The sequence below is a fragment of the Oikeobacillus pervagus genome (assembly GCF_030813365.1).
GTDB lineage: Bacteria > Bacillota > Bacilli > Bacillales > DSM-23947 > Oikeobacillus > Oikeobacillus pervagus.
Genome location: NZ_JAUSUC010000009.1, coordinates 32,900 through 49,642, shown reverse-complemented (window position 1 = coordinate 49,642; position 16,743 = coordinate 32,900). Strand labels below are relative to the sequence as shown.

Below are 16,743 nucleotides of genomic sequence, written 5' to 3'. Positions count from 1 at the left end.
GCTGTCTAAAAGCTACTGGCCCCCCTTATCTCAAATGGATAAGGAGACCATTTTTTAGCTTAAGAGACAGCCCTTTTTATTTCTAAGTTTAAGCAATATTGTTTCCTTTTTCATCGTGCGATTGTTTCTGTAACTTTATACTTGGTAATTTCCAGTGGAATGTATAGGAGAGAACTCTTAATGATGTAATTATAGCAAATAGAATCAGCAAATACAGTGGACTGTTCATTAAATTTAAACCCAAAATCAAGCCAGCCAAGGCGGCCCAAACCCCGTAAATTTCATCTTTTAAGATGAGAGGTTTTCGTTTAGCTAATACATCACGAACAAGACCCCCTCCACTACCTGTTAAAACAGCGGCAACGATGACAGCACTTAAGGGGTGATTCATTTCAGTCGCATATAGGGCCCCTTGAATAGCAAAGGCAGAAAGACCGACTGCATCTGTGAAATTTCCCCATACATGCCAATGCTTTAGTAAGTTATTAGGAAATAAAATGGCTGCTGTGACCGATAATAGCGCAATTTGGAAAAACAACCCTTGACTCCATAAAGCCGAAACAGGGACATCGATCAGTAAATTCCGTATTGCACCCCCGCCAAATGCCGTAATCATACCTAATATATAAACCCCAAATATGTCATACTCCTCTTCCATAGCCACCATGGCACCAGAAATGGCAAAAGCAATGGTCCCAATGATCGTTAAAATATCCCACGTCATGTTCCATATCCCCTTTTTTGTGTGAAAAATGAACCGTATGTTTTGGAGGTAAAAGCTATAATTCTTAAGACATTTCCTCACTTCTGCAAATCGATTTTATCACAGCATTTCTAATTTGCAACGGGTTTCATACACATTTTAATGGGGGCAGATTCCTATTGAATTTAAACTAGGCAAAATAGTTTTTCTGAACAATTTTTGATATGATAAAAGATAGTGATTTTAAGGAGGTTGGGTGTTTATTGGCTGAAAAATTAATGGAGAAAGTGATTTTAGTCGGTTGTCAAATGGATGATGATCCAACACAGTTTTTATATTCTATGGAGGAATTAAAATCTTTAACGGAAACTGCGCAAGGAAAGGTATTATGCACTTTAACGCAAAAAAGAGATCGAATTCATCCAAGTACATATATTGGAAAAGGGAAAGTAGAGGAACTTTCAAGATTGGCGGAAGAAATCGAAGCAGATTTAATTATTTTTAATGATGAATTAACCCCTAGTCAACTTAAGAATTTATCTCGCGTATGTTTGGCACGCATCGTGGATCGAACTCAGCTTATCCTTGATATTTTTGCACAAAGAGCCCGTTCAAAGGAAGGAAAGCTTCAAGTGGAATTAGCACAGCTGCAATATTTACTCCCGCGATTAATTGGGCAAGGAACAGAGTTATCTAGACTCGGTGGTGGTATCGGGACGAGGGGACCGGGGGAAACAAAATTAGAAAGCGATCGCCGTCATATTCGCCGTCGGATCAGTGAAATAAAAAATCAACTCCAAACCATTGTTCGACATCGAGAGCGATATAGAGAACGGAGAATAAAAAATCATGCTTTTCAAATTGCGCTTGTCGGCTATACAAACGCAGGGAAATCCACTTTATTTAATCGCCTAACCCCGGCTGAATCGTTAGAAGAGAACCAATTATTTGCAACACTTGATCCGATGACGAGAAAATTTATTTTACCTAGTGGGTATACGGCACTACTTACGGATACAGTAGGTTTCATTCAAGATTTGCCGACTACATTGGTCGCAGCGTTTCGCTCTACATTAGAAGAAGTGAAGGGGGCAGACCTTCTTCTTCATGTTGTCGATAGCTCTAATCCAGATTATTCCCAACATGAAGAAACCGTGAAGTCCTTGTTGGAAGAGTTAGAATTGAATCATCTTCCCCAACTGACGGTTTATAATAAAATAGATCAAAAACATGAAGAATTTGTCCCGATTTCAAAGCATGAAAAAATGATGATCAGCGCTTTGGATAAAGAGGACCTCCTTCTATTAGTGAATAAAATAGAAGAACAAATGCTAGCATCCATGCAACCCTATTCTATTTTAGTTCCAGCAACTGAAGGAAAATTATTGGCTAGAATCAAATCAGAAACAGTACGGAAGAGTATGATCTTTAACGAAGAAAGTGAATCCTATCAAATAAATGGTTATACATTTACGAATCACCCGGTTTACGGGGAAATTAATAAATACTTACAATAAGGGAGAACATCATGTTTGAATTACTAAAACACGGAAAAAAGATAAAAGAGATTGTACAAGAAATAGAGGAACAGATCCGTCCCGTGCATGAAAACATTGATCGTCAAATGGAGAACAATCAATTTCGAGTATTGCAAAGTTTCCAACATCATCATGTGAGTGAATTTCATTTCCATCCGTCTACAGGTTATGGATATGATGATACAGGAAGAGATTTATTAGAAGAAATTTATGCTGAAGTCTTTGGGGGAGAAAAGGCCCTTGTTAGACCACAAATCATCTCGGGAACCCATGCCATTTCGATTGCATTATTTGGAATATTACGGCCAGGGGATGAACTTTTATACATAACGGGAAAACCCTATGATACGTTAGAGGAGATCGTCGGAATTAGGGGAGAGGGGGTTGGATCCTTAAAAGAATTCGGAATTGGTTACGATAGTGTTTCCCTCAAAGAGAACGGAAAAGTAGACTATGAAGCAATCAAAAAGGCCATTCATTCAAATACGAAAATGATTGGAATTCAACGGTCAAAAGGGTATGCTACACGACCGTCTTTTACAATAGAAGAAATTAAGGAAATGATTACATTTGTGAAAGAAATAAAAAAAGATGCCGTTGTTTTCGTGGATAATTGTTACGGAGAATTCGTTGAAGGAATGGAACCTTGTCATGTTGGGGCGGATTTAATGGCTGGATCCTTGATCAAAAACCCGGGTGGAGGGATCGTCAAGTCGGGAGGGTATATTGTTGGAAAGAAAGAATATGTCGAGGCATGTTCCTACCGTATGACTTCTCCAGGGATTGGTTCAGAAGCGGGAGCAAGTTTATATAGTCTGCATGAAATGTATCAAGGATTTTTCTTAAGCCCTCATATCGTGGGACAAGCATTGAAGGGGGCAGTATTTACATCCGCATTATTGGAGAAAATAGGGATGAATACTTCGCCAAAATGGGATGCAGTGAGAACAGATCTTATCCAGTCGGTTCAATTTGACGACCGTGAGAAAATGATTGCCTTTTGTCAAGCGATTCAATACGCTTCTCCCGTCGATTCACATGTAACCCCAACTCCTAGTTATATGCCGGGTTATGAGGATGATGTCATCATGGCAGCAGGAACATTTATCCAAGGGGCAAGTATTGAGCTTTCAGCAGATGGTCCCCTTCGCCCGCCATATGTAGCCTATGTTCAAGGAGGACTAACTTATTCTCATGTAAAAATCGCTGTTTGCACAGCATTAGATCATTTAATGGAGAAAAAATTATTGTAAAAAAGAGCGGAACCAGCTCTTTTTTCTTTTTTTCTAAAAACTAGAATAGTCGCGGTGAAAAGATGGATTAATATTCTTCCGTCTAAAATCATTATCCTGATCAGTAATTACCTTATTGATTGATGTCAGGAAACCTAACATCAATTTGACAGATAATCAGACATTTTGATAAAATAAAAAAGAAGAGTGAGAGAAAGGGGGATTCCATGATGAGTAGGAGCCAAATACGGCGATCCATGCCTTTGTTTCCAATGAGTACCGTGATGCAATTGACAGAATTAACTGCTAGACAAATACGTTATTACGAGCAACACCAATTGATTTCTCCTGCAAGGACGGAAGGGAACCGTCGACTCTTTTCTTTAAATGATATTGATAAATTATTGGAGATTAAGGAACTACTCGATGATGGAGTCAATCTAGCAGGAATCAAAAAAATTCTCGGTCTTCATGAAGATCAATCAAAAATTCAGGTGGAAGAAGAGAAGCGAACGAAAAAAGAGTTATCAAAGGTTGAATTAAGAGAAATCCTTAAAAATGAACTTCTTCATGCTGGACGTTTCAACCGTTCTTCATTGCGGCAAGGAGATATGTCACGCTTTTTTCATTGATGAATGGATGATTCATGATTCTTAATCCATAGCAGATGATTTATACCATCTTGTATATATATAAATAAGATTTTAAGAACTTTCCTATACGTACTTAGGGGTATAAATAAATCAAGCTGAGGTTAGAATACATTTTAATCATATACTTTTTCGAGAGGAATGGGACAATGGGTAAGTATGGTAGAGAAGATATTATGAAAATGGCTAGTGATGAAAATGTGAAGTTTGTTCGACTTCAATTCACAGACATTTTAGGAACAATCAAAAATGTGGAGATCCCAGTTAGCCAATTACCAAAGGCACTTGATAATAAAATGATGTTTGATGGTTCTTCAATTGAAGGGTTTGTCCGTATTGAAGAGTCAGACATGTATTTATATCCTGATTTAGACACTTGGGTCATTTTCCCATGGACAGCAGAGAAAGGGAAAGTAGCACGATTAATTTGCGATATTTTTAATTCTGATGGCACTCCATTTGCAGGGGATCCACGAAATAATTTAAAACGTGTGTTAAAAGAAATGAAACAACTTGGATTTACTGATTTTAATCTTGGACCCGAACCGGAGTTTTTCTTGTTTAAATTAGACGAGAAAGGTGAACCAACATTAGAGTTAAATGATAACGGAGGTTATTTTGACTTAGCTCCAACCGATTTAGGTGAAAACTGCCGCCGTGATATCGTACTAGAATTAGAAGAAATGGGTTTTGAAATTGAAGCATCTCACCATGAAGTAGCGCCTGGTCAGCATGAGATTGATTTTAAATATGCAGATGCTATTACAGCTTGTGATAATATTCAGACTTTTAAACTAGTTGTTAAAACAATTGCACGTAAGCATGGCTTACACGCTACATTTATGCCAAAACCGCTTTTCGGAGTGAGTGGTTCAGGAATGCATTGTAACTTATCTTTATTTAAAGATGGCGAAAATGTTTTCTTTGATCCGAACGGCGAATTACAGCTTAGTGAAAAGGCTTATCAATTTATTGCGGGAACGATTAAACATGCAGTCAATTATACGGCTATCACAAACCCAACTGTCAACTCTTACAAACGTTTAGTTCCAGGTTATGAGGCTCCATGTTATGTTGCTTGGTCTGCTCAAAACCGTAGTCCATTAGTCCGGATTCCATCATCACGTGGATTAAGTACACGTGTAGAAGTAAGAAGTGTTGACCCTGCTGCAAATCCATATTTAGCTATGGCTGTTTTATTGGAAGCGGGTCTTGACGGCATTAAAAACGGCCTAACCCCTTCAGCACCAGTTGATCGAAATATATACGTCATGAGTAAAGAAGAAAGAGTAGCTGAAGGGATTATTGATCTACCAGCTACATTGTACGAAGCATTAGAAAGCTTGAAAAACGATGAAGTGATTAAAGAAGCATTAGGAGATCATATTTTAGAACATTTTATTGAAGCAAAAGAAATCGAATGGGATATGTTCCGCACTCAAGTTCATCCGTGGGAACGTGAACAATATATGAGCATGTATTAATAAAAGAACCCCCTTATACTATTCGTATTGAGGGGGTTCTTTTGTGGATAAATTACCTCGTTCTCAAGCAAAAGTCTATGCTATCCATCAACAAAAGGTGCAGATGGGGAGTTAATCAGGATATGAAAGGCGTAATAATAGGTAACCTAATATGGGGCTTCAAGAAGATCGATGTGGAATCGGGATTTTGGCATTAGCCCACAATTTCCTGAAAGTGGCGGACATCTGTCGACTACTTTCAAATAAAAATTGAAAAAACAGGTGGAGAAAAACAGTTCGTTTTTCTCCACCTATTTTATTTTAGAGGCTTATTGGACAGCCCCATTTATTCCATCTTTCTCAACTTACGATATCAACTAAGCCCGATTCTTCATTTTAAAAATTTCTCGATCATGCTCGCCTAATTTCATATAAATGTATTCAAGATCTTCTAAAGTGGCTACTTGTTCTAAATGAGCAATAGTCTCAGCGTGGTATTCTGATAATTTCCCTGTTTGATTAAAAACACTTGTAATACGCTCATTTCCCTTTTGTTGTTCATGTTCAATTTTGTTCACTTTATCATCTATACCGCTAACTTTACTATCAAGATTTTGAACTTTAGAGTTTAAAGTGCTAACATCTCGTTTCAAGCCATTAACATCTTGTTTCAAGCTGCTGACATCCTGTTTCAAGCCACCGACGTCCGCTTTTAAACCAATAACATCTTCTTTCAAACCTTTTAGTTCCTCAAGTATTTGCTGTAATAATTGGTCACTCATCTATTTCACCACCTTTTCTAATATAATGAACCTCATGTCATTCTTTCTTTCGCCATCATCGTAATCAACTTAAAATGTTCTTCAAGAATTTTAAGTTGAAAAAACTAAAAGAAATGTTCAAAGTGGATTTCCTAGATTTAATTTTATCACAAAACATTAAGGGGGGTGGGAAATCAATAATAAAATCAACTTATATCAAACAAATGAAATTTACCCCCCACAATGGACAACTGCAGTTTCTTCTCATATTCCTCACTAATAGACTCGCAATTTAATTTTTTCTTCTAGTAACCTTTCTACTATTTTTTATCATAGTTTAGTCATCGCCTTCATATGAATCTTGTAAGTAAATAAAAAATGAGGATGAAGAGTAGATGATAAAAGGAGCCTTCCAAACGGTTTTATCCATCATTATTATACTTTTTATCATTGCGGCCGTTTCCTTTTCGGGAATAAAAATAAGTGACCAAAATCTATTCGATAAAGATGAACTAAAAAGCGAATCACTGATTTACCTTATGTCACTTGAAAATCATCACTTATCACGGTTAATTCCAAACTACCAAAAAACATCAGTCGTGGAGGCAGTGATAAAGTTTATTACGAGTATTAATTTGAAGGATCAAAGGTCATTGTTGATTAGTGAAATTAGTGGGTTAGAAAATTATAATTCAACGATATTCGTCGCCGGAAGAGGGACTGATTTTACTAATTTGCCGATTGAAACCCCGCCACACCATGAAATGAGGAATACACAATCAGATCACGATGGTAATCATGAACAGAAAGAAAATATTCAAAATATAGAGGGAGAAGGAAAGATTTACATTTATCATTCTCATAATCGGGAATCGTTTCTCCCTGTTTTAGATGGTGTAAAAAATCCTAATCTTGCTCATGACCCCGACAAAAATGTGACATTACTAGGAAAAAGATTGTCAGATAATTTAAGAGAAAAAGGGATACAGACGATTGTGGATACGACAGATATTTATGGGGTCTTAATGAAAAGAGGGCTGAAATATCCATCATCATACAATGTATCGAGGGAGTTCGTTCAAGCATTTTTAAAGGAAAATGATCGTATTCAAATGATGTTTGATATTCATCGTGATGCAAGGCCAAAAAAGGTAACCACGACTACGATCAATCAGCTTTCATACGCCCGGCTGTTCTTTGTTGTAGGTGTGTCCCATCCGAATTATGAAGAAAATCTCAAGTTTGCTAAGACTTTGAATCATGAACTTGAGAAGAAGTATCCTGGAATATCCCGTGGTGTATTTGGTAAGAGCAGTAAAGAAGGGAATGGAGTGTACAATCAAGATCTATTAGCTCATTCCGTCATCATCGAGGTTGGCGGTTATGAAAATAATATGGAAGAGTTGAATCGAACCATTGATGCTTTAAGTGGAGTCATTTCCGATTATTATTGGCAAGAAGCGAAGGAAGTGCAAAAGTAAAGAATCTCCCCCTCAAGAAAGCTGAGGGGTAAATATTATTGGATATGTCGAAATACACCGATCACTTTTCCTAAAATGATGACATTTTGTAAAATAATTGGCTCCATTGTAAAGTTCTCTGGTTGAAGTCGAATAAAATCTTTTTCCTTGAAAAAACGTTTGACTGTTGCTTCATTCTCTTCTGTCATGGCAACAACGATATCACCGTTTGAGGCTGTGTGTTGCTGTCTAACAATCACATAGTCACCATTTAGAATTCCGGCTTCTATCATACTATCACCCATAATTTCAAGCATAAATACTTGACTATCAGCTGATGCGAATTGTTCAGGTAGAGGAAAATATTCTTCTACGTTTTCAATGGCAGTGATCGGAAGTCCAGCTGTTACTTTTCCTACAAGAGGTACATTCATAATGTTTTGCCGTGGAATGGTATCTTCTTCATAATTTAAAACTTCAATTGCTCTAGGTTTAGTGGGGTCACGACGGATAAGTCCCTTTTTTTCCAAACGTGCTAAATGTCCATGAACAGTTGAACTGGAGGCTAATCCAACCGCTTCGCCAATTTCCCGAACAGACGGGGGATATCCCTTTGTTCTTACTTCGTCTTTAATAAAATCAAGAATATCTTGTTGCCTTTTAGATAATTTTGTCATATTCAGCACCTCTAATATTTGTCTGTTATGTAAATTATAGCACGAGTTCATATCGGATACAAACATAAGTTCGAATTTTTATCTTGACACAAACAAACGTTCTTATTATGATGTTTGTAGAAATAAGTCGAACAAATATTCGTACGGAGGGATATTTATGATAAAATCTATTTGTAAGAAACATATTTTTTCACTTCTATTTGTTGGTGTCATGTTTTTGGCTGGGGGGTTCGTTATATTGCAATTAGATTCAGAAGTAGAGTATCAAACCATCCTAGTGAAAAACGGAGATTCACTCTGGAGTCTTGCTGATGATTATCATCATTTGCATTTAATGAAGACGGAGGAATTTGTCGAATGGGTAGAAGCAAAGAACCATTTATACTCAGAAACGATTAAACCAGGGGATACGTTGATCGTCCCTATTAAAGTGACGAAAGAAAATATGCAGGATCATATTGCATTGAAAGAGGAGTAAAAAGAAATGAAGGCGATTATTTACTGTCGTGTTAGTACGACAAAACAATCTCAAGAGACTTCTTTAGAACGCCAAGAAGAAGAATTGCAACAATTAGCGAAGAGCAAGAATTATCAGATTGAAGAAGTCATAAAAGACCAAGCTAGTGGATATGACCTGGATCGACCTGGGGTTTTACATATGCTGGATCTTTTGAAAAATGATGAGATTCAAGCGGTTTTTATTCAAGATGAAACAAGAATTGGGAGAGGAAATGCTAAAATCGCCCTTTTACATTGTATTATGAAGGAAGGGGTTACTGTTTATAGTATCGATCATAATGGGGAGATCCAGCTTTCAGAATCGGATTCAATGGTCTTAAAAATCGTAAGTATAGTAGAAGAATATCAAAGGAAAATTCATAACCTGAAAATAAAACGGGGAATGAAACGAGCAGTAAAAAAAGGCTTTCGTCCTGAGAAAAACTTAAAACATGCCGGACATAACTCAGGGAGAGAACGAAAAGAAGTACCTGTCGAAGAAATCATTCGGTTAAGGGACAATCATTTAACCTTTGCAGAAATTGCGGCCACATTAAGAGGTTTTGGGTATAATGTCTCAAAGGCAACTGTTCATCGCAGATATCAAGAGTATATAGATGCCAATGAAAAGACATTGAATTCATGAATCTTGTCATTTTATTGCTTTTCTAGTATGATGACCAATATTATAAATAGAATAGAAAAGGAGAACAAGCATGCTTTCACCTAATAAAATTGCAAGAATTAATGAATTAGCCAAAAAAGCAAAAGCTTCTGGCTTAACAGAAGCAGAAGCGAAAGAACAGTCCAAACTTCGAAAAGAATACTTAGAAGCATTTAGGAAATCTGCACGCAAAACAATAGAAAATGTTCGTGTTATGGATCCAAATGGAAATGACGTCACTCCTGAAAAACTTAAACAGATTCAAAACAATAAAAAGCTCCATTAATAGATGATTCAATCCATATCTTGTCTGTTTCACTTTTTGAAACGATACGATTTTTTAATGACTCTGAATAATAGCAAAAATGAAGGAAGCCATATAAATTATAGAAACCAAACAGTAAGTTCTTATATTGTTCATTATATATTGTATAAATACGAAAAGAACTATAATATTAAGAATGTAAATAGTGAAAGGAAAGGATGGTCAACATGTTTGATAATACCGACCAATTGGCAATAAATACGATTAGGACATTATCAATTGATGCAATTGAAAAGGCTAAATCTGGTCACCCAGGCATGCCAATGGGAGCTGCTCCAATGGCCTACACCCTATGGACAAGATTTATGAATCATAATCCGAAAAACCCAGAATGGTTTAATCGCGATCGATTTGTACTTTCGGCTGGTCATGGATCTATGCTTTTATATAGTTTGCTTCATTTATCCGGATATGAATTATCAATGGATGATTTAAAAGATTTTCGTCAATGGGGAAGCAAAACGCCTGGACACCCTGAATATGGACATACAAAAGGGGTAGAAGCTACAACAGGACCATTAGGTCAAGGGATTTCCATGGCTGTTGGAATGGCTATGGCTGAACGTCATTTAGCTGCTGTATACAATAAAGAAAACTATGAGCTTATTAATCATTATACATATACTATTTGTGGTGACGGAGATTTAATGGAGGGAGTTTCAGCAGAGGCTGCCTCACTAGCTGCCCATTTGAAATTAGGTCGTCTGATCGTATTATATGATTCCAATGATATCTCCCTTGATGGTGATTTAAATAAATCATTCTCTGAAAGCGTTGAAGGGCGATTTAAAGCCTACGGATGGCAATATATTCGCGTTGAGGATGGAAATAACCTAGAGGAAATTTCTAAAGCAATTGAAGAGGCGAAAACCGATGAAAACCGCCCTACAATGATCGAGGTTAAGACGGTCATTGGTTACGGATCTCCAAATAAATCTGGGAAATCAGATGTTCATGGAGCCCCATTAGGAGCAGATGAATTAAAACTTACGAAAGAATATTATAAATGGACATTCGAGGAAGACTTCCATGTGCCAACTGAAGTATATGATCGCTTTAACGAACAAATTGTTCAGGCTGGGGAAGCAAAAGAAAAAGAATGGACAAAAATTTATTCACAATACAAAAAAGACTATCCTGAACTTGCTCTTCAATTAGATCGAGCTATTCAAGGGGAATTACCTGAAGAGTGGGATGAAAAAATTCCAGCTTATGAAGAAGGAAAAAGTTTGGCAACTCGTGCTTCCTCAGGTGAAGTCATCAATGCGATTGCTGAAAAGGTTCCAACTTTTATGGGAGGTTCAGCAGACCTAGCTGGTTCGAATAAAACAACTATTAAAAATGAAGAAGATTTTCTTCCAGGGACATTCGAAGGCCGTAATATTTGGTTCGGAGTTCGGGAGTTTGCGATGGGGGCCGCTATGAATGGGATGGCATTACATGGAGGAGTCCAAATATTTGGCGGGACTTTCTTCGTTTTCTCCGATTATTTACGTCCTGCGATCCGTTTAGCAGCGTTGATGGGCCTTCCTGTCACATATGTATTCACACATGACAGTATCGCGGTTGGAGAAGATGGACCTACACATGAACCGATTGAACAGATTGCCGCATTACGTGCCATGCCGAATTTATCTGTTATTCGTCCCGCTGATGGGAATGAAACAGCTGCGGCGTGGAAGCTCGCATTAACATCGAAAACAACGCCAACCGCCCTTGTATTAACTCGTCAGAACCTGCCAACGTTAAAAGGGACAAACCAAAATGCTTCAAAAGGTGTTGAAAATGGGGCATATGTCATTTCCCCTTCTAAAAAAGAAGTGGCAGACGCCTTACTTTTAGCAACAGGTTCTGAAGTTCATTTAGCGACCGAAGCACAAGCAGTATTAGCTAAAGAAGGGATCGACGTTTCCGTAGTTAGTATGCCTTCTTGGGATCGTTTTGAAAAACAATCGGCTGAATATAAACAATCGGTTATACCGAAAAATGTGAAAAAACGTTTAGCAATTGAAATGGCTTCTTCATTTGGATGGGCTCGTTATGTTGGCGATGAAGGTGAAGTATTAGCTATCGACCAATTTGGCGCATCCGCACCAGGTGAAAAAGTGATGGCGGAATATGGATTTACTGTAGAAAATGTAGTAAATCAAGTGAAACGTTTACTAGACCGATAAAAAATGCAAAAACAGCTGTTTCCTGTAAAAGGGAATAGCTGTTTTTCATGTATTAAAAGAATACCCTAATGATGGAAATTTTTTTTAAACCTTTGGATGAAAAGAGGATAATGGTGGTAACCTACTGCTATAAGGGAAGATACCGAGATGATGATTTGGATGGAGCCATTTATTAAAATGATGATGATAAAGCGTCAAAAGGCACATCATTACTAAAATTCCTCCTTTTATCGACAAAAGTAGTTTTCTTTTTTTTCAACATTCTACAGTAGCCGCTTGTAAAATTTTCTATAATAGAGAAAAGGACAAGCGGGGAGGAATGAAATTGCGTTCTTATCAAATCTATTGGGTTGTAGATGAGTTTGCAAACTATTTTTATGGTCGAGAGCGTGTATTTTTCAACTTATTTTCCGAATGGAAAAAGACAGACGGAATAGAGAAGACGATCCTAGAAAAGCAAGTACAGTTTATTACGAGACCGATTCCCTATTTACATATTCATCGGCTTTTACATCATTTTTTTCAGAAAAGAAAAGGGTTTATGAATGAGGGGAGAGTATACCAAATTCATTTTCCGAAAAAATCGAATTATAGTATACTTCGGGTAGAGGATCGAAAATTACTGATCAGTGCTAAAGGTAGCTATGATGCAGAATCTATATTTTTTGAACCATTGGAACATTTCCACGGGAGACTACTGGCAATTGACTTCGAAAATGAAAGATATGGTTGGTTAAAGCCAATAAAGGAAAGAAAATACGTTTAATTCCATAATAAATATTGTATAATTACTTCTTGTTTAGTACACTCTTAATAGACAACATGAAGGAGGAAGTTTTATGTGGTATGTTCTAGTCGGTATTCTAGCATTACTTGCTGGAGTCGCACTAGGGTTTTTCTTTGCACGTAGATATATGATGAACTATTTAAAGAAGAATCCGCCAATTAATGAACAAATGTTAAAAATGATGATGATGCAAATGGGACAAAAGCCGTCTCAGAAAAAGATCAATCAAATGATGAACGCCATGAATAAACAATTTAAAGATTAAATCACTAGCACTCAAATTTGTGAGTGCTTTTTATGTTTTTTAATTAGAAATGCAAGTCAGTTTCTTTGTATTAGGGAAGGGGAATAGGGTAAACTGGGTGGGAACTATTTAATCGCAAGAATCGGTTTCTGTTTTGGATAGGCCGGGCTTCCTTTTATCTATAAAAAATATGTCTCATTCGCAAATGATTCTCAAAATTCATAAAGAAAAAGTAGGTCATGGAAGCATCAACCTACTTTATTATTTAGTAACGAGTGATTTCTCAATAGATGATTTTTTTATATATAACCGATTATAGTCATTCAATAATGAATCGAGCTCTTGACTATACTGAATAGCGATAGGAGAGTTTAAACCATTATTAGCTACAATCCCAATAAGTTCGTTCCGTTTATTTTCGATTTGTTTAAGAAGTTTTTCCCTAGACACTAGATTTGTTCCTTTCATTCGTGATCAACATTTTGCAAAGGTCATGGTGGCTACTTTATTCGATTGGTGAACCCCAATCATATGGGATTTCGACCATTTTCTCCTAGCTGTATTAAGTATAACCAATCTTTTACACTTTTTCAAAATGAAATTATCAATTTCCAGCTGTTCCCGTCGAAAAAAGACGAGTTTGTATTTAAATATCCATTCCTTGAGTAATTTGATCGTTTTATTCTGCTTTTTCTCTTAAGGAAGGACACAAATCTTTCATATTTTTTATCCTAATATAATTCAGGTGGCTTTGTTAGAATGGAGTAAGGAGGTTGTTTTACAAATGACGGATATTAATATCTTTTTTGCTTTTGGCGCGGGGTTTTTAAGCTTTATTTCTCCGTGTGTGTTACCGCTTTATCCAGCCTTTCTTTCCTATATTACAGGGATGAGCGTTAATGATTTAAAAAATGAAAATGCGATGTTACATCGTAGAAGTATTCTGCATACATTATTTTTCTTAATCGGGTTTTCTATTATCTTTATTGCACTTGGATTTACTTCATCATTTATTGGCGACTTTTTCAATCGGTATCAAGATTTAATCCGCCAAATTGGTGCAATCTTAATTGTATTCTTTGGATTGGTCATATCAGGTGTATTCCAACCGAAATTTATGATGGCGGATAAACGAATTGAGTTTAAAAACCGACCAAGTGGTTATATAGGCTCTATTTTAATTGGGATTGCTTTTGCTGCCGGCTGGACTCCTTGTATGGGTCCAATTTTAGGAATGGTCATTGGTTTAATTGGGACGAATCCTAGTTCAGGATTATTGTATATGATTGCTTATATTCTTGGATTTGCAATTCCATTTTTCATTCTTTCCTTCTTTATCGGAAAAATGCAGTGGATTCGTAAACACGGAGCCATGATCGTTAAAATTGGTGGTTATTTAATGGTTGTAATGGGGATTGTCCTTTTCTTCGATTGGATGACAAAAATAACGGTTTTATTCACAGAGTTATTCGGCGGATTCCAAGGTTTTTAATTTTTTCCAAGGAAAATATCGGCAATTGCTTATTGCTAATTCAAAATTACCAGTGATATAGTTGAATATAATAACATAACATCTCCAAAAGAATGATGAGGAGGAACATCGAGTGGCAACTATATTAATAGTAGATGATGCGAAGTTTATGAGACTAACACTTGCGAATATGTTAGAAAAACTTGAACATAAAGTGATCGGAGAAGCGGAGAATGGGAGACAGGCAATTGAGCAATATCGGGATCTACAACCCGACCTTGTAACGATGGATATTACCATGCCTGAAATGAATGGAATTGAAGCGGTTTCAGTGATTACATCAGAATTTCCTGACGCTAAGATCATTATTTGTTCTGCCATGGGACAACAACGGATGGTAATGGAAGGAATTGAGGCTGATGCAAAGGACTTCATTGTGAAACCGTTTGACGAAACCCGAGTAAATGAGGCGATTCGCAGAGTATTACCTTAAGCTGTTTCTTTGGAAACAGCTTTTTGTTTTTTCGTGGACTCCATCGCTCTCGTTTCCTTTATGTCAGTCGAAACTTACGAAATCCGTACGCCGATGAACAGGCGCTTTCGCATTTGATCGTCTAGCTACAGCGCCTATCGGCTAGCGAATTTCTCCATTTTCTCCCTCCGATAAGTCAACATCGGCTCGTGGAGTACCTCGCCGTGTTTCCTTTATCTCAGTCGAAACTTACGAAATCCGTACGCCGATGAACAGGCGCTTTCGCATTTGTTCTTCCAATGAATTTAATATATAATATCAATGCAAACTAGTGTACGAAGGATGATTGATATGTTGATTATAGCCTCTACAATAATGGCAGTAATAATGGGGACTTTAGTTATTTTTGTTAGGATGAAAGCTGCGCAGAAACCGACATCAGTAAAAAAAATCATTTTACCTCCCTTTTTTATGAGTACAGGTGCACTCATGTACATTTTTCCACAGTTTCGATTAACATCTATGGAAATAATTGAATCGATTGTGGTAGGGCTTTTGTTTTCCATCATTTTAATTAAAACATCCAATTTTGAAATTAAAGAAAATGATATATATTTAAAACGGTCAAAAGCATTTATCTATATTTTAATTGCTTTATTAGTCGTTCGTTTAGTAGGGAAGGTGCTATTAAGTTCAACGATTGAAGTAGGACAATTAAGTGGGATGTTCTTCCTTTTAGCTTTTGCCATGATCGTCCCTTGGAGAATTGCCATGTATTTGCAATATCGAAAACTTTTAAATAAAGTGAGGCAGGATTCAATTGAGGCTAATCCGATTAGTTGATAGAAATAAATAAAGAGAGGAAGCATGGTACTCCTCTCTTTTGCCTCCCTTATTAGAATAAATGTTCATAGGGAGTTACATCAATTTGCATTTCATGAAGTTTCTTTCTTAAAAATTTATGATCACGTTTCGGAGTGGCAACGATGTATCCTCGGATGACATGTTCTTGGGTAATTCGCTCCGCTCGATCTTTTAAAGCAATTTCGCCAATTTTCCCTGCGATTTTATGACGGGCTACATCGCGGAATAGTTCTGGAACAGGGCTCACCAATTCCTCTAAAAATTGTTTTTGATCCTCTGGCCAAAGCTTTCGAGTTTGGTTCACATAGTATTCTTCCCAGTCCATATCCGATTTACCATCTGCCTTTGGTAGTTTTTTCAAAAACTTCCGGAACATGAAAAACCCTCCAATAGCAAACGATCCCATTAAGACAACAACCCAAAATAAGATAAAATATAAAAACCAACCCTCAAGCATGAAAAATACCTCCGAAATCCTTCTATTCGTAATTATTATAGTAAACGGTTAAACTGTAGACAAGGGAAAGGTTCTTTATTATATAATTGTTCGACCAAAACGTTAGTGGCTACTCATTTAAATGGTAAGGACAAATGATTGATTTACTAAAAAAATAGTAGTAAGATGGTTTCAATATGGGGCTGATTACTATGCTGGTGCAGGTCGTAGTCTTCAAAACTATTCGAGAGGCGCGTGTCGTCTCTGCTGGGTTCGATTCCCAGGCAGTCCCGCCAAATAAGATGATGAACTGAACAGCTAGTA

The 16,743-nt window shown here is 36.9% G+C and carries 19 protein-coding genes and 1 tRNA gene; 15 read left to right on the top strand and 5 right to left on the bottom strand.

Annotated features, from left to right (window positions below; genetic code table 11):
- Positions 1-88 precede the first annotated feature (88 nt).
- Complete coding sequence (locus J2S13_RS05255; RefSeq protein WP_307256660.1) at positions 89-724, bottom strand: trimeric intracellular cation channel family protein; 636 nt, start codon at positions 722-724, stop codon at positions 89-91.
- Between the two features lie 257 nt (positions 725-981).
- Between J2S13_RS05255 and hflX the strand changes: the two genes are divergently transcribed.
- The 4 genes from hflX (at position 982) to glnA (ending at position 5,607) form a co-directional block, all read left to right on the top strand.
- Positions 982-2,220 (top strand): GTPase HflX, encoded by a 1,239-nt coding sequence (hflX, locus tag J2S13_RS05250; protein WP_307256694.1) that lies wholly within the window; start codon positions 982-984, stop codon positions 2,218-2,220.
- 11 nt (positions 2,221-2,231) lie between these two features.
- Positions 2,232-3,494: a methionine gamma-lyase family protein gene (locus J2S13_RS05245; RefSeq protein WP_307256659.1), complete on the top strand. Its 1,263-nt coding sequence runs from the start codon at positions 2,232-2,234 to the stop codon at positions 3,492-3,494.
- 209 nt (positions 3,495-3,703) lie between these two features.
- Positions 3,704-4,105, top strand: a complete 402-nt coding sequence (locus J2S13_RS05240; RefSeq protein ID WP_307256658.1) for a MerR family transcriptional regulator — start codon at positions 3,704-3,706, stop codon at positions 4,103-4,105.
- A 167-nt stretch (positions 4,106-4,272) separates the two neighbouring features.
- Positions 4,273-5,607: a type I glutamate--ammonia ligase gene (gene glnA, locus J2S13_RS05235; protein WP_307256657.1), complete on the top strand. Its 1,335-nt coding sequence runs from the start codon at positions 4,273-4,275 to the stop codon at positions 5,605-5,607.
- Positions 5,608-5,963: 356 nt separating this feature from the next.
- Here the strand turns inward: glnA and J2S13_RS05230 are convergent, their stop codons facing one another.
- Complete coding sequence (locus J2S13_RS05230; RefSeq protein ID WP_307256656.1) at positions 5,964-6,368, bottom strand: hypothetical protein; 405 nt, start codon at positions 6,366-6,368, stop codon at positions 5,964-5,966.
- A gap of 374 nt (positions 6,369-6,742) precedes the next feature.
- On the opposite strand from J2S13_RS05230, the gene spoIIP reads away from it, so the two are divergent.
- A complete protein-coding gene (spoIIP, locus tag J2S13_RS05225; protein WP_307256655.1) occupies positions 6,743-7,828 on the top strand; it encodes a stage II sporulation protein P in 1,086 nt (361 codons plus the stop codon).
- A 35-nt stretch (positions 7,829-7,863) separates the two neighbouring features.
- On the opposite strand, the gene lexA is transcribed toward spoIIP, so the two are convergent.
- Positions 7,864-8,484 (bottom strand): transcriptional repressor LexA, encoded by a 621-nt coding sequence (gene lexA / locus J2S13_RS05220; RefSeq protein ID WP_307256654.1) that lies wholly within the window; start codon positions 8,482-8,484, stop codon positions 7,864-7,866.
- A 157-nt stretch (positions 8,485-8,641) separates the two neighbouring features.
- Between lexA and yneA the strand changes: the two genes are divergently transcribed.
- The 6 genes from yneA (at position 8,642) to J2S13_RS05190 (ending at position 13,197) form a co-directional block, all read left to right on the top strand.
- A complete protein-coding gene (yneA, locus tag J2S13_RS05215; protein WP_307256653.1) occupies positions 8,642-8,962 on the top strand; it encodes a cell division suppressor protein YneA in 321 nt (106 codons plus the stop codon).
- 6 nt (positions 8,963-8,968) lie between these two features.
- Complete coding sequence (locus J2S13_RS05210) at positions 8,969-9,628, top strand: YneB family resolvase-like protein (protein WP_307256652.1); 660 nt, start codon at positions 8,969-8,971, stop codon at positions 9,626-9,628.
- 70 nt (positions 9,629-9,698) lie between these two features.
- The gene (locus J2S13_RS05205; RefSeq protein ID WP_307256651.1) at positions 9,699-9,932 is read left to right on the top strand and encodes a DUF896 domain-containing protein; all 234 of its coding nucleotides are present in this window, start codon (positions 9,699-9,701) and stop codon (positions 9,930-9,932) included.
- A 206-nt stretch (positions 9,933-10,138) separates the two neighbouring features.
- A complete protein-coding gene (gene tkt / locus J2S13_RS05200) occupies positions 10,139-12,145 on the top strand; it encodes a transketolase (protein ID WP_307256650.1) in 2,007 nt (668 codons plus the stop codon).
- A 325-nt stretch (positions 12,146-12,470) separates the two neighbouring features.
- A complete protein-coding gene (sirA, locus tag J2S13_RS05195; protein ID WP_307256649.1) occupies positions 12,471-12,911 on the top strand; it encodes a sporulation inhibitor of replication protein SirA in 441 nt (146 codons plus the stop codon).
- Positions 12,912-12,984: 73 nt separating this feature from the next.
- On the top strand, positions 12,985-13,197 hold the full coding sequence (locus J2S13_RS05190; protein ID WP_307256648.1) for a YneF family protein: 213 nt from the start codon (positions 12,985-12,987) through the stop codon (positions 13,195-13,197).
- Between the two features lie 240 nt (positions 13,198-13,437).
- Here J2S13_RS05190 and J2S13_RS05185 read toward each other — a convergent pair whose 3' ends face one another.
- Positions 13,438-13,626, bottom strand: a complete 189-nt coding sequence (locus tag J2S13_RS05185; RefSeq protein ID WP_307256647.1) for an aspartyl-phosphate phosphatase Spo0E family protein — start codon at positions 13,624-13,626, stop codon at positions 13,438-13,440.
- Positions 13,627-13,960: 334 nt separating this feature from the next.
- Here J2S13_RS05185 and J2S13_RS05180 point away from each other — a divergent pair, with 334 nt between their 5' ends.
- From J2S13_RS05180 to J2S13_RS05170, 3 genes are all read left to right on the top strand, one after another.
- Positions 13,961-14,668: a cytochrome c biogenesis CcdA family protein gene (locus tag J2S13_RS05180; RefSeq protein ID WP_307256646.1), complete on the top strand. Its 708-nt coding sequence runs from the start codon at positions 13,961-13,963 to the stop codon at positions 14,666-14,668.
- A 112-nt stretch (positions 14,669-14,780) separates the two neighbouring features.
- Positions 14,781-15,140, top strand: a complete 360-nt coding sequence (locus J2S13_RS05175; protein WP_307256645.1) for a response regulator — start codon at positions 14,781-14,783, stop codon at positions 15,138-15,140.
- A 330-nt stretch (positions 15,141-15,470) separates the two neighbouring features.
- Positions 15,471-15,962 carry a CcdC family protein gene (locus J2S13_RS05170; RefSeq protein ID WP_307256644.1) on the top strand — a complete coding sequence of 164 codons (492 nt, stop codon included), beginning with the start codon at positions 15,471-15,473 and terminating at the stop codon, positions 15,960-15,962.
- A gap of 52 nt (positions 15,963-16,014) precedes the next feature.
- Here the strand turns inward: J2S13_RS05170 and J2S13_RS05165 are convergent, their stop codons facing one another.
- Entirely contained in the window at positions 16,015-16,440 is a 426-nt protein-coding gene (locus J2S13_RS05165; protein ID WP_307256643.1) for a DUF2621 domain-containing protein, read from the bottom strand.
- Positions 16,441-16,618: 178 nt separating this feature from the next.
- Here J2S13_RS05165 and J2S13_RS05160 point away from each other — a divergent pair.
- Positions 16,619-16,715: transfer RNA gene (locus J2S13_RS05160), tRNA-Sec, on the top strand.
- Positions 16,716-16,743 lie beyond the last annotated feature (28 nt).